This is a genomic window from Haloarcula sp. CGMCC 1.2071 (genome assembly GCF_037078445.1).
Classification (GTDB): domain Archaea; phylum Halobacteriota; class Halobacteria; order Halobacteriales; family Haloarculaceae; genus Haloarcula; species Haloarcula amylolytica.
Genome location: NZ_JAYMGY010000003.1, coordinates 22,762 through 35,707 on the forward strand (window position 1 = coordinate 22,762; position 12,946 = coordinate 35,707).

A 12,946-nucleotide genomic window follows, 5' to 3' on the forward strand; every position below is an offset into this window, starting at 1 on the left:
GCTATCCCCACCCACAGAAAACTGGGGCGGATTCCGCGTGGTCGCAGGAAGAGAAACGGACGGATTTAAATCGCCACCGCTCGGCTTTCTGCATGACATGCGCTTGCACGAATACCAGGCGAAGCAAGTCTTCGCTGACGCGGGCATCCCGACGCCCGCCTCGCAGCTGGCCGAGACAGTGGACGAGGCCGTCGACGCGGCCGAGGAAATCGGATATCCGGTCGCCATCAAGGCACAGGTACACGTCGGCGGCCGCGGCAAGGCCGGCGGCATCAAGCTCGTCGAGTCCAAGGAAGAGGCTCGCGAAGCTGCCGAGGACATCATCGGGATGGACCTCAAGGGCTACCACGTCTCGAAGGTGCTCGTCGAGGAAGCCGTGGACTTCGTCAACGAGCTGTACGTGGGCGTGACGATGGACCGCAACGAGGGTCGCCCGGTCGCCATGGTCTCCACCAAGGGCGGCGTCAACATCGAGGAGGTCGCCGAAGAGAACCCCGACGCCATCGCCCGAGAGCACATCGACCCCGCCTTCGGAATGCACCCGTTCCAGGCCCGGAAGGTCGTCTACGAGGCCGGCGTCGACCGCGAGGTCGCAAACGACGTGGCGAGCGTCCTCACGACGCTGTACCAGCTCTGGGATGACCGCGACGGCGCGGACACGGAGATTAACCCGCTGATGATTACGGCCGACAACGAGGTCATCGCGGCCGACGCCGTCATGAACATCGACGGCGACGCCCTGTTCCGCCAGCCCGAGATCGCCGAGATGGGCGAGGAGGCTGCGGAGGGCGACGAACTCGAACAGAAGGCCGACGAGTACGGCTTCGACTACGTCCGACTGGACGGCAACGTCGGCATCATCGGCAACGGTGCGGGCCTCGTGATGACGACGCTCGACCTCGTGGATTACTACGGCGGCGAGCCCGCCAACTTCCTCGACGTGGGTGGCGGCGCGAAGGCCGACCGCATCGCGAACGCGCTCGATATGGTGTTCTCCGACGAGAACGTCGACTCGGTCGTGTTCAACATCTTCGGCGGTATCACCCGCGGCGACGAGGTCGCCAACGGCATCAACCAGGCGCTGGAGCAGTTCGACGAGATCCCGAAGCCGGTCACCGTCCGACTCGCAGGGACCAACGCCGAGGAGGGGATGGAGATTCTGAACGAGGACCTGGTCACGGTCGAGCACACGCTGGAGGACGCCGTTCAGCGTGCGGTCGAGTACGCAAAGGAGGTGGAAGCATGAGTGTTCTAGTCGACGAAGACACACGCGTCGTTGTACAGGGAATCACCGGCGGAGAAGGGAAGTTCCACACCGAACAGATGCTTGAGTACGGCACGAACGTCGTCGCCGGCGCAGTGCCCGGCAAGGGCGGTCAGGAGGTCGCCGGCGTGCCGGTGTTCGACACCGTGCAGGGCGCGGCCCGCGAGGAAGACGCCAACGCCGCCGTCGTGTTCGTACCGCCCGCGTTCGCGGCCGACGCCTGTTTCGAGGCGCTGGATGCGAAGGGCATCGACCTCGTCGTCGCCATCACCGAGGGTATTCCGACACAGGACATGGCCCGGGTCTACCGCAAACTGCAGGAGACCGACACGCACCTCGTCGGTCCGAACTGCCCCGGCGTCATCACGCCCGGCGTCGCCAAGCTCGGCATCCTCCCGGGGAACATCTTCTCGTCCGGGAACGTCGGTCTCGTCTCCCGCTCGGGGACGCTGACCTACCAGGTCGTCGACAACCTCACCAACCGCGGCATCGGCCAGTCGACGGCCATCGGTATCGGCGGCGACCCGATCATCGGGACGGACTTCATCGGCGCGCTCGAACAGTTCGAGGCCGATCCCGACACCCACGCCGTCGTCATGTGTGGCGAAATCGGCGGCGAGGACGAGGAAGAGGCCGCTCGCTACATCGGCGAGCACATGGACACGCCGGTCGCCGGTTTCATCGCCGGTCGGACCGCGCCGCCCGGAAAGCGGATGGGCCACGCCGGCGCTATCGTCTCCGGCTCCGGCACCGGGACCGCGCAGTCGAAGATCACCGCGCTAGAGGACAACGGCGTCCCGGTCGGTGACACACCGGAAGAAGTCGCCGACCACGTCGAAGACCTGCTGTAGGGCAGATTTAGGCGGCTTTCGCCGGACACTTTTTCTGATCAGTTCGAATAGGTTTGTGCGGACGGACAACGGCGTCCTCGCGAGCGAGTCGAGGACGACCAGCGGGAGACCTCGACGCGATACGGCGAACGCAGTGAGCCGTGATGCGGAGCGAGCGAGGGCTCGATAGACGAACGGAGCGAGATCGACCGATGGGAGATCTCGATGTGACGCGGCGAGCGAAGCGAGCCGTGGAACGGAGTGAGTCTATCGGTGTCCCGGTCGGTGACACACCGGAAGAAGTCGCCGACCACGTCGAAGACCTGCTGTAGGGCACCGTCGGTTTCTTGTCGCCCGTTTTCGTAGTGCCGGGGCATGACGCCTGCTCGTGGGACCGCCTATCTCGTAGCCGGTACCGAAGCGACAGACCTAGCTGCAGTTCTCTCCGAGGCGCTGCCAACGGACGGGGCAACAGCCGAGGCAGTCCGAGACACGAGCGTCGTACAGGACCGGCTGAGTGATGGGGATGTCAGAGGTGTCGTCGCCAGTGACGACGGCGACCACGACGGGGTTGCAGTATTCGAGGAACTGCGAGCGGCCGGGGCCGAGATTCCGATTGTGCTCGTCGCGACCGACCCCGAACCTGACCGGGTCACCGAGGCGCTCCGGGCCGGCGTCACCGATTACGTGACCGCGGAGACGCCGGCATCCCTGCTGGCCGCGAAACTCGAAGCGTACGCGACCCGGTGGCCGACCGACTGGCGGGTCGGTGCCGTACAGTGGGACGACATATCGAGCGGCGTCTCTCACGACGCGAAGAACCCGCTGAACGTCGTTATGGGCCGGTTAGAGCTACTCGACATCGGTGAGCCCCACGAAGACGCATTGCATCGGTCCGTTCGCCGAGTCGAGACGCTGCTCACCGACCTCTCGCGCATCGGGAGCACAGCGTGTCCTGTCTCGGAAACGGACTCGCTCTCGCTTTCTGACGTAGCCACTGAGGTCTGGGCCGCAGAGAGCTACGAGAATGCGACGCTGGAAGTGGTGACTGACGCGTCTGTCGACGCCGAAAACGACCGACTGCAGTTGCTCCTCCGCGAACTGTTCGACAACGCGGTCACACACAGCGAGGGACCCGTAACCGTCACCATCGGTGCCACCGAGTCCGGGTTCTACGTGGCCGACGACGGCCCGGGGATTCCCGAAGCGGACCGCGACGAAGTGTTCGACCAAGGCTTCGGGACGACGCGGGAGGGGGAGGGATACGGACTGTTCCTCGTCGACACTGCGGCGCGCGCCCACGGGTGGACGGTATCGGTCGGGAGCGGCGAATCCGGCGGCACGCGGATCGACGTGACGACAGCCTAGCGGTTTTCTCACCCACAATCGCTGTCGGTATCTGGAAGACGGCGGCTGGGCTGGTCCCGAACTGGCTGTTGCCGAGATATGTCGATAGCTATTCGGCCCTGACAACCATTACTGTCCAAGATATGAGATGTATGTGGTGCCGAAAACCGACGGACGGCGGCCGACCTGAACCTTCCGTCAACGGAAAGAAGCGGCCGTGAACGTTCCGGTATCGCTATAAGGGATGAATCTGTAGTTTCGAATATGCCTCATATTTGTCGGAACTGCAAGCGGACCTTCGGCACAGAACTCGAACTCGAACTCCACCGCGACACATGTTCGGACGGGCAGCTCTACTGCGACGAATGTGGCGACCGGTTTACCGAGCGAGCGGCAACGGAAGACGGCTGGCACTATCGATGTCCGAATGACGACTGTGACGGCACCGGGATCGACGACGACATCCACAAAGTATCGGACGCACGCGTAACCAAACAGTAGCTGGCAGGAAAACAGGCCGAGCCGACAGTAACACCGACGATAATGCTGGGAAATACGCCGCACACCTGTTCCGCTGGCCAGCAGATGTAAATGCACGTCTAACAAATCGATGCGGAAGTGACAGACCCAGATCGCCGCTCAGATCGCCTGCCAGCCCTTATTCAGGGAGTCGGGTGGCTGCTCCTCCTCGGAGGCGTCGCTAACTATTTTTATTTCTCTGATTCCGGCTTATCAGCGCTTGTTACTGCTGATTTCGTGGTCAGTATGCTGGCAATCGTTCCGTTTGCAGCGGCGATCATCGTCGGCGGGTTCTGGCTCAGTAACTCGGAGATCGATCCGGACCACTACCGGCGTATCGGGGTCTGGTTCGCTGGGGGGCTGGTTTCTTTTCTGCTGTTGAATGTGGCGATGATTCTAACCTGGCCAACGGGGTCGCTAAGTGAAGACATCGGCTGGGCGCTGTTTGCGGCTATCGTCGGCGGCTTCGGTGGCCTCATGATGGGAATCTTCGAAGCGCGCGCGATATCCCGAGCCGTCGAGGCCGAGCGACAGCGACTCCATCGGGAGGCCATCGAGCAGCGCAACGAACGCCTCGACGAGTTCGCGGCCGTCGTGGCACACGACCTCCGGAACCCGCTCAACGTCGCATCTGGTCAGCTGGAACTCGAACGAATGGACCGCGACTCGGAACAGCTGGAGACGGCTGCGACAGCGATGGACCGAATGGAAACGCTCATCGACCGGACGCTGACGCTGGCTCGAAGCGGACACGTCATCAGCGATACGGAGGCCGTTGATCTGGCAGAACTGGTCGATAGCTGCTGGGAGGCCGTGCCGACGATGGACGCGACGCTCGAAAACGAAGTGACAGCCGTCATCGACGCCGACCCGGATCGGCTCCGTCACCTGTTCGAGAACCTGTTTCGGAACAGTGTGGAACACGGGTCCACGAGCGCTCAAGCGAAGTCCGACGACGCCATCGAACGTGGCAGTGCTGACCTGACGATTCGTGTCGGCGAGATATCTGGTGGGTTTTACGTCGCCGATGACGGCTCCGGAATCCCGCCCGAAAAGCGTGATGCGGTGCTCGACGACGGCTACACCACCACGGACGGCGAAGGCGGGCTGGGGCTGGCAATCGTCCAGCGCATCGTCGAAGCCCACGGCTGGGACATCGACGTGACCGAAAGCGACGGGGGCGGGACACGCTTCGAGATTACGGACATCACGAGAACGGATAGCTCCGAGAAAGACACCTACACGCGCTCGAAGACGCCGATACAGCCCTGACGGGTCGACGCGGTCGCTGCCTACGCCTCGCGTCGCCGTGCGATAGCAGCGACGTGCTGGCACGCTCGGGCACACACCGGAGCGTAGCCAGTCGCCAGCGGCGGAATCTCGAACCCAACGACGGAGCCGGCAGCCCGTTCCTCGGCGAAGTGACCTGTTGCGGGGAGCCGAGCGACGTTCCACGTCCAGCGATACGGCGCACACGCCGTCACTTCAAACGGGAGCCACACCACGCCAGCAGCGCGAACGCGGCCGGTCGTCCCGTCATCGATGTATCGGGTGTCTGTCTCGACGGCTGTGACCGACGGCCCCCAGTCTGACCAGCAGTCGGTGTCGGTCAGGACATCCCACACGGTGTCGACCGACGCATCGACGTCGTGGCGGACGATCAGCCGTCGCCCGTCCGGTGTTTGCTCGAGTGAAACGCGGCTGCCGCCGAGTTCGAGTGCCATTATCAGAAGCAATAGGCCGGAGCCAAGGTATAGGTTGGTTCACTCACAATCAATCGCCAGATGATTGACGCCCGGGACATTCGGAAGGAGTACGGCGGTTTCGTCGCTGTACAGGGCAGTTCGTTTTCGGTCGACCGCGGCGAGGTGTTCGGTATCATCGGGCCGAACGGGGCCGGCAAGACGACGACGCTGAAGATGCTGGCGGGCCTGTTAGAGCCGACGAGCGGCTCCGCCGAGATAGCGGGGCTCGACACAGAAACCGCGGAGATGCGCCAGCAGCTGGGCTTTCTGCCCGAGGAATCGCCGCTGTACGAGGAGATGACACCGATATCCTATCTGAAGTTCTTCGCGGACCTCTACGACGTGGACCCGGACGTGGCGGAAGAGCGGATGCACGACACGCTGGACGAACTCGAACTCGAACACCGCGACCGGAAACTCGGCGACATGTCCAAGGGAATGAAACGGAAGGTCGCTATCGCCCGATCGCTCATCAACGACCCCGACGTGCTCATCTACGACGAGCCGGCATCGGGGCTGGACCCGCTGACGACGAACTACGTCATCGAGTTCACCGAGCAGTTGGCGAAAGAGGGTAAGACCATCGTTTTCTCTGCACACAATCTCTTTCACGTCGAATCTATCTGTGACCGGGTCGTCATCATGAACGAGGGCGAAATCGTCGCCCGCGGCGACCTCGAACAGCTTCAGGCCGAGTACGGCCACACGCGGTATCACGTCTACACCACCGTCGACGTGCCCGGCGCAGCCAAGGAAAACGGCACCTACGAGCGCGTCGTCGAGAGCATGGAGGCAGTCGAAACGACACGCAGGCAGGCCGAGAACCGGGGCGGCGACGTGGTCGACATACGGACGGAGGAGTCCAGCCTGGAGGAGGTGTTCCTCAACGTCGCCGAGGCCGGGACCCGCGGCACGCGGTACGTCGAGGAGGACGCGGAGTAGATGCAACCCGACAAGCTCCTGCGCGTCGCGAAGTGGGAGGTGACGAAAAACGCTGGCGGTGTCGACAAGCGGACTATCGTCGTGATGGCGCTGTCGCTCGTTGCGATGGGCGCGGTCGCCGCGATAGCCGTCAGCGGCGGTACCGGTGCGGGCATGGACGACGGCATCTACCGTATCGGCGTCGACGAGAGCAGTCCCTACTACGGCGTCGCGGCCGACGACCGGACGTTCGACATCCGTGAGCCTGACCCCACCGCCATCGAGCGACGCCAGCAGGAACTCCTGTATCGGGGAAGCCAGCTCCAGAGCGTTCCACGGACGGCCAAAGAGCGAGCGGCGCTGGCCGAACTCCGCGACAGTACGGCGCAGTACAACGACCGGACACTCGCTCGGGACGACAACCAGACCGCCGCGTTCCCCGTTTCTGTGACGCTCGTCTACGAGCAACAGTCGGGGAGCAGCCAGCTCGACCCCCGAGGCGGCGACAGCAGTGACGGGTCGGGTTCTGCGGACGGCAGTGGGACGAGTACCGGCGGCAGCGGTGACGGGTCGGACACGGGCGGCACTGGCGGCTCAGCCACGAGCAGCAGCGGTGACGGCGGAACCGCCGGTGGCAGCGGTGCGAACCTCGGCGCTATCGGCGCGCGATTGACCGGCGACGTGCAGGGTGGTACCCCCTCGGACATCTCGCCGCCGTTCCCCTTCGAGTCGCTCGTGCTCGCCTTCCTCTACATCGTCCCGATGAACTTCGTTATCCAGGCCTACGGCTCGTCGATGCTCTCCGAACGGCTGAACCGCCGCGGCGAACTCCTGCTGGTGACGCCCGCCTCGCGGGGGGACATTATCGGCGGGAAGACGCTCCCGTACTTCGTGGGTGCTGTCGGCGTAGCGGCGCTCATCACCGCGGCGCTGCGGTTCGGGAACATCGCGCCGGCGGGGAGCTACGTCGCGGTGCTGGCGGTGGTCCCGCTCGTCGTTCTGTTCCTCTCGGCGACGTTCTGCGGGGCGATGTTCGCCCGCTCGTTCAAGGAACTCACCTTCGTGACGGTGACGATAACGGTGACGCTGACCTCGTACGCGTTCGTCCCGGCCATCTTCACCGACGTGACGCCGATTGCGCTCATCTCGCCGCTGACGCTGGTCGTGCTCGACCTGACCGGCCAGTCGGTCGGGCTCTCGTCGTTCGTGTTCTCGGTGACGCCGCCGCTGCTGACCGGGCTGGTGCTGTTCGGTCTGGGAGCCGGTCTGTACCGGGAAGAGGATATGTTCACCCAGCGACCGATTCCGCTGAAGGTGCTCGACGCGCTGGCCGGTGGCATCAACTCCCGCCGGAGCGCGCTAAAGATGAGTATCATTCTGCTGCCGCTGGTCATCGTCGCCGAACTGGCAGCCATCGCGTTCCTGTTCGTCCTCGATTCGGTGTCGCTGAACGTCTTCGGGACGAACCAGTCGCTCGGCATCGTGCTCGTACTCGGCGTCATCGTCGTCGTCGAGGAACTGGCAAAGAGCCTGCACGTCTACGCCGGCTACGAGCACGCCCGCTACGAGCGGACGCTCCGGTCGGCGCTCGGCATCGGCGCGCTCTCCGGGCTCGGCTTCTTCATCGGAGAGAAAGGCCTGCTTATCGCCAGGCTCTCCGACCTCGAAAGCCTGCCCATCGGGGAAGCCGCCCTGCAGGGCGCGACGTTGCCTGCCGGCCTGCCGCTGTGGGTTGCTGGGTTGCTGTTCCTGCTCCCGCTGGCACTGCACACGGTGACAGCGGCCATCTCGTCGGTGGGCGCGAGCCGCGGGCGACGGGCCTATCTCGGTGGATTGGTGCTGGCTATCGTCATCCACTTCGCCTACAACTTCGCGGTGGTGAGCACCCTTGTCTGACGACCGCCCCATCTGGCGCGACCCGCGGGTCGTCGTGGCCCGGCGGGACATCCGGTCGCTGTCCCGCGAGAAGACCATCGTGCTGGCGCTGCTCATTCAGCTGTTCGTCGCGGGGTTCTCCTCGTTCCTCGTCGTCGGCCTCACGTCGCTGTACGACCCCAGCTCGGTCGCGGCCGGTGAGGTGGAGATGGCCGTCACCGGTGACGCCCGCGAGGAACTGGAGGCCGCGGCCGCTGAACAAGATGGGACCAGCGTCACCGCCTTCGAGAACGAGACCGCCGCACAGCGGGCGTTCAATCAGCGCCGGGTGGACGCGATACTGCGCGGCGACTACGTCCCGTCGACGCGCGGGCCAGGGGAGCAGATAGCGGTCACCGCTGTCGTGCCGGAGGGGAGCATCCGGTCGACGCTCATCGTCGTCGAAGTGCGCCGGGTCCTCAGCGGGCTGGAGCGCCAGGAGCGCCTGGAGCGGACGCCGTATCTCGATAAGCCGCCCGTGCCGCTCCCGGACACTGTCAGCGCGAGCCAGTACTTCGGGTTCACCTACACCATTCTGATTCCGCTGCTCCTGTTCCTCCCGCCGTTCATCAGCGGCTCAGTAGCCGTCGACACCGTCACCGAGGAAATCGAACGCGGGACGATGGAACTGCTCCGCGTGGCCCCGGTGTCGCTGCTCGACATCATCGACGGGAAGGCCCTGGGCATGGTGTTACTCGCTCCTGCGCAGGTGCTACTGTGGCTCGGATTGCTGTCCACGAACGGCATCGCCGTCTCGAACCCGGCGGCGATTCTGCTGTTCATCACTGCCGTCACCGTCGTCGTCGTGACGCTCGGGGTCGTGCTGGGCATCACGCTCCAGAACCGTCGCCCGGCGCAGTTGCTGTTCTCCGTGCTCACTCTCGTGCTGTTCGGCGGGGCCGTGCTCCTCCCGGAACACCCGGCGACCACGGTGGCGAAGCTTGCGGTCGACAGCCCGACCTTGCTGACCTACGGCCACGTCGGTGGCGCAGTGCTGGTGGCGGTCGCTGGCTACGCTGCCGCAAGGGTGTACATCGGCCGCATCGCCGCGGAAGCGCTGTAGAACGGAGGGAAGAAGAGCAGGCGTTACCCGTGGCCGTGTGGCTCCGCCGCCTCGTCGCGGATGACCATCACCTTCACTCGGCGGACGGCGTCGAAGTCCCGTAGCCGATAGGTGAGGTCCCGGACCCGCTCGGCCGGGCCGCGACAGAACAGCGATTCGAGACACCACTCGCCCTGATGGGTGTGACTGGTGTTGAGAATCACGTCCTGAAACGTGTGCTGGACGGCGTGGAGGTCCCGAATCACGTCGGCGTGGCGGTAGTCGAACCCGATCAGCGCTACCACGTCGCCGTCCATCGCCGCGAGCCGTGAGTGTCGCTCGACGTACTCCTCCATAGCCTCTCGCACCGCCCGCGAGCGGTTTTCCAGGTCCTGTTCGCGCCAGACGCGGTCGAACTCCGCGAGAAGGCCTTCGGGGATGTTGACGCTCGTTCGCATACCCGGATTGCCGTCGCCGGCCACAAAGGTCCCCGTATTACGCAGCCCTCGATTCCGTAGTAACAACCCTTAGGCAGGACCGTAGCGTCGGTGTGGTACATCGATGGCATACAGCGAGGCACTCGGCCTGTTTCTCGGGGCAATCGCCCTCGGCGCGGTTCACGGGCTCGAACCGGGCCACGGCTGGCCGGTCGCCGCGTCCTACGCCCTCGACCAGTCCAACGCGTGGCTGTCCGGCTTCGCGGCGAGCCTCCTGCTGGGCGTCGGCCACCTCGTCAGCAGCATCGCGATGGTGTTCGCGTTCTTCTACGCCAAGGCCTACTTCGACCTCACGCAGGCCAACGAGCCGCTGGAACTGGCCGCTGGCGTCCACATCGGCGGGCCGGTGAGCATCGTGGCCGGCTGTCTGCTTATCGTGCTTGGCATCCGTGAGTATCGGTACGGCCACGACCACGGGCATGGTGGGTCGACAGGAGACCCCAGACAGGGCGGGACGGCGGAGAACCACGACGGTGGAGCGCCGGCCAAACACGACCACACTCACTCTGAAACGCGTGCCCACCAACACCAGCACCAGCATCCCCGCGGCAGTGACCACTCTCATGGGACCGGCAGCGACGGCGACAGCGGCGGCCTATGGTCGCGGGTGTTCGGCAGACTCCCGCTCGTCGGCGGCCACTCCCACGCGCACGATGGTCTGGACGATGCCGCCGACCGGGGGCTGTTCGGCATCGCCTGGTTCGCCTTCCTGCTGGGGTTCGCCCACGAGGAGGAGTTCGAGATTATCGCCCTCTGTGCCGGCTCGCCGTACTGTCTCGAACTGATGAGCGCCTACGCGGTCACGGTCGTCGTCGCGCTCGTCGGCCTGACGATGGCGCTCGTCGCCGGCTACCAGCACCACGAGGCCGCCGTCGAACGGTATACGCCCTACCTCCCGTTGGTCTCCGCCGTCGTGCTCGTCACGATGGGTCTGGGGTTCGTGGCTGGCGTGCTCTGACGGACGGTTTCTCACCGCGGTCCGGCCGCTCGCCCCATCCTTTTTGCTCGGAGCGCCCGGGGTGGGGAACATGGAGTACACGACACTCGGGTCGACTGGTATGGAGGTCAGCCGGCTCTGTCTGGGCTGTATGAGCTTCGGAACCTCGGAATGGCGCGACTGGGTGCTCGACGAAGCGGAGAGCCGCGAGGTCATCGAGCGGGCCATCGACCTCGGCATCAACTTCTTCGATTCGGCCAACATGTACTCGATGGGCGAGTCCGAGCGCGTCCTCGGGACTGTCCTCGACGACTACGACCGCGACAGCCAGGTCGTGGCGACGAAGGGGTACTTCCAGATGGACGAGGACGACCCCAACTCCGGAGGGCTCTCGCGGAAAGCCATCGAGCAGGAACTGTCGAACTCGCTTTCCCGGCTCGGGATGGACACCGTCGACCTCTACCAGATACACCGCTGGGACTACGACACGCCAATCGAACAGACGCTCCGGGCGCTGGATGACGCCGTCCGGCGGGGACAGGCGCGCTACGTCGGCGCGTCCTCGATGTGGGCCCACCAGTTCGCTGACTCTCTCCGGACGAGCGAGCGCGAAGGATTGGAGCGGTTCGAGACGATGCAGAACCACTACAACCTGCTGTACCGCGAGGAGGAACGCGAGACGCTCCCGCTGTGCGAGAAGGAGAACGTCGGCGTGATGCCGTGGAGCCCGCTGGCCCGGGGCTATCTCACCCGCCCGCACGAGCAGGTCGAGGAGACGGTCCGGGGCGAGACGGACGATTACGCCCGCGAGCACCCCTACTTCGAGGGTAACGGCCGCGAGGTCAACGAGCGCGTACAGGAACTGGCCGACGAGTACGACGCCTCGATGGCACAGATCGCGCTGGCCTGGGTGCTCGACAAGGAGTGGGTCGACGCGCCGATTATCGGGACGAGTAGCCTCGAACACCTCGAAGAAGCGGTCGCGGCGCTCGAAATCGACCTCTCTGCGAGCGACGTGGAGTGGCTGGAAGACCCGTACGAACCAGTTCGGGTGTCTGGCCACGAGTGAGCCGCCGAAACGGTTAACCCGCTGTGTGATGAAGCACTAGTTTGAGGACAGGTAACAATGACCAATGCTCGGGGGCCGAGCAGCGAGACACTCGAGGAGACGGCGGGCAGTGACGCCTGCGTCTGCTCGATAGGTAACGCGGTCGAACACTACGTGACCGGGATACTGGGGCTCGTCGCGACGCTCGTCATCGGCGTGCAGGCCTACCCCTGGCTCCAGGCCACCGCCGGCCCGTCGTATCTCGGGTCGACGTGGCTGGTGTTCAGTTTCGCCGCGGTCTGGCTCGTCTGCTGGATCGCACTGGAAGTCGCCTGGGAGTGGCGCGCCGGGCGCGTACACCTGCTGTGACAGACCGCTAGTCGCGAACGCCAGCCGCGACTCGTTGCATCCCTTTGAAGTCGTCGTCGGAGTAGGCGATGAGTCGCACGTCTGTCAGGGAGTCGGGCTGGAAGTCGCTGGTCTCCTCGCAGATGATTCGGATACCCTCCTCGAAGTCGAATCCGGCGATACCACAGCCGATGGCCGGCAGGACCAGCGACTCACAGTCCAGCGCGTCCGCTTCTGCCAGTGCGTTCCGGGTTGCGGCGCGGATGCTCTCGGCGGTCGACTGGCCGGCCGGCGGCATCGCGGCGGCGTGGATGACGTACTCGGCGTCGAGGTCGTAGGCGTCGGTCGTCGCGACACCGCCGAGGTCGACCGGCCCCTTCGCGACGGCCTCGTCGTTCAGCCCCGACCCGGCCGCCCGCTTGAGCGCCCCGGCGACACCGGAGCCCATCTGCAGGCTCGTGTTCGCCGCGTTGACCAGTGCGTCCGCCGACTGTGCAGCGATGTCGCCCTGGATTACCTCGAACTCCATGCGCG

At 65.0% G+C, this 12,946-nt stretch carries 14 protein-coding genes; 11 read left to right on the forward strand and 3 right to left on the reverse strand.

Features of this window, described 5'->3' with window-relative positions; translation table 11 throughout:
- Nucleotides 1–97: 97 nt before the first annotated feature.
- The 5 genes from sucC to VI234_RS07415 all read left to right on the forward strand — a co-directional run bounded on the left by sucC (nt 98) and on the right by VI234_RS07415 (nt 5,232).
- The gene (gene sucC / locus VI234_RS07395; protein ID WP_336329649.1) at nt 98–1,246 is read left to right on the forward strand and encodes an ADP-forming succinate--CoA ligase subunit beta; all 1,149 of its coding nucleotides are present in this window, start codon (nt 98–100) and stop codon (nt 1,244–1,246) included.
- Nucleotides 1,243–2,115: a succinate--CoA ligase subunit alpha gene (gene sucD, locus VI234_RS07400; RefSeq protein WP_336329650.1), complete on the forward strand. Its 873-nt coding sequence runs from the start codon at nt 1,243–1,245 to the stop codon at nt 2,113–2,115. Before sucC ends, sucD begins: the two co-directional genes overlap by 4 nt.
- 354 nt (nt 2,116–2,469) lie before the next feature.
- The gene (locus VI234_RS07405) at nt 2,470–3,462 is read left to right on the forward strand and encodes an ATP-binding response regulator (RefSeq protein ID WP_336329651.1); all 993 of its coding nucleotides are present in this window, start codon (nt 2,470–2,472) and stop codon (nt 3,460–3,462) included.
- A 243-nt stretch (nt 3,463–3,705) separates the two neighbouring features.
- A complete protein-coding gene (locus VI234_RS07410) occupies nt 3,706–3,942 on the forward strand; it encodes a hypothetical protein (protein ID WP_004593153.1) in 237 nt (78 codons plus the stop codon).
- Nucleotides 3,943–4,206: 264 nt separating this feature from the next.
- Nucleotides 4,207–5,232 carry a sensor histidine kinase gene (locus VI234_RS07415; protein WP_008309799.1) on the forward strand — a complete coding sequence of 342 codons (1,026 nt, stop codon included), beginning with the start codon at nt 4,207–4,209 and terminating at the stop codon, nt 5,230–5,232.
- 20 nt (nt 5,233–5,252) lie between these two features.
- Here the strand turns inward: VI234_RS07415 and VI234_RS07420 are convergent, their stop codons facing one another.
- Complete coding sequence (locus tag VI234_RS07420; RefSeq protein ID WP_050037836.1) at nt 5,253–5,684, reverse strand: SRPBCC family protein; 432 nt, start codon at nt 5,682–5,684, stop codon at nt 5,253–5,255.
- A gap of 60 nt (nt 5,685–5,744) precedes the next feature.
- Here VI234_RS07420 and VI234_RS07425 point away from each other — a divergent pair, with 60 nt between their 5' ends.
- The 3 genes from VI234_RS07425 to VI234_RS07435 are packed head-to-tail and all read left to right on the forward strand — an operon-like array spanning nt 5,745 to nt 9,603.
- Nucleotides 5,745–6,647 (forward strand): ABC transporter ATP-binding protein, encoded by a 903-nt coding sequence (locus VI234_RS07425; RefSeq protein WP_008309802.1) that lies wholly within the window; start codon nt 5,745–5,747, stop codon nt 6,645–6,647.
- Complete coding sequence (locus tag VI234_RS07430) at nt 6,648–8,522, forward strand: ABC transporter permease (RefSeq protein ID WP_008309804.1); 1,875 nt, start codon at nt 6,648–6,650, stop codon at nt 8,520–8,522.
- Nucleotides 8,515–9,603: an ABC transporter permease gene (locus tag VI234_RS07435; protein ID WP_008309806.1), complete on the forward strand. Its 1,089-nt coding sequence runs from the start codon at nt 8,515–8,517 to the stop codon at nt 9,601–9,603. The genes VI234_RS07430 and VI234_RS07435 overlap by 8 nt, the downstream gene beginning before the upstream one ends.
- A 23-nt stretch (nt 9,604–9,626) precedes the next feature.
- Here VI234_RS07435 and VI234_RS07440 read toward each other — a convergent pair whose 3' ends face one another.
- Nucleotides 9,627–10,040: a CopG family ribbon-helix-helix protein gene (locus VI234_RS07440; protein ID WP_336329652.1), complete on the reverse strand. Its 414-nt coding sequence runs from the start codon at nt 10,038–10,040 to the stop codon at nt 9,627–9,629.
- A gap of 103 nt (nt 10,041–10,143) precedes the next feature.
- Between VI234_RS07440 and VI234_RS07445 the strand changes: the two genes are divergently transcribed.
- From VI234_RS07445 to VI234_RS07455, 3 genes are all read left to right on the forward strand, one after another.
- On the forward strand, nt 10,144–11,037 hold the full coding sequence (locus VI234_RS07445; RefSeq protein ID WP_336329653.1) for a hypothetical protein: 894 nt from the start codon (nt 10,144–10,146) through the stop codon (nt 11,035–11,037).
- Between the two features lie 70 nt (nt 11,038–11,107).
- Nucleotides 11,108–12,085 carry an aldo/keto reductase gene (locus VI234_RS07450; RefSeq protein ID WP_336329654.1) on the forward strand — a complete coding sequence of 326 codons (978 nt, stop codon included), beginning with the start codon at nt 11,108–11,110 and terminating at the stop codon, nt 12,083–12,085.
- 57 nt (nt 12,086–12,142) lie between these two features.
- Entirely contained in the window at nt 12,143–12,433 is a 291-nt protein-coding gene (locus VI234_RS07455) for a hypothetical protein (protein WP_008309814.1), read from the forward strand.
- A 7-nt stretch (nt 12,434–12,440) separates the two neighbouring features.
- Here VI234_RS07455 and VI234_RS07460 read toward each other — a convergent pair whose 3' ends face one another.
- A complete protein-coding gene (locus VI234_RS07460) occupies nt 12,441–12,941 on the reverse strand; it encodes a macro domain-containing protein (protein WP_008309817.1) in 501 nt (166 codons plus the stop codon).
- Between the last annotated feature and the right edge of the window lie 5 nt (nt 12,942–12,946).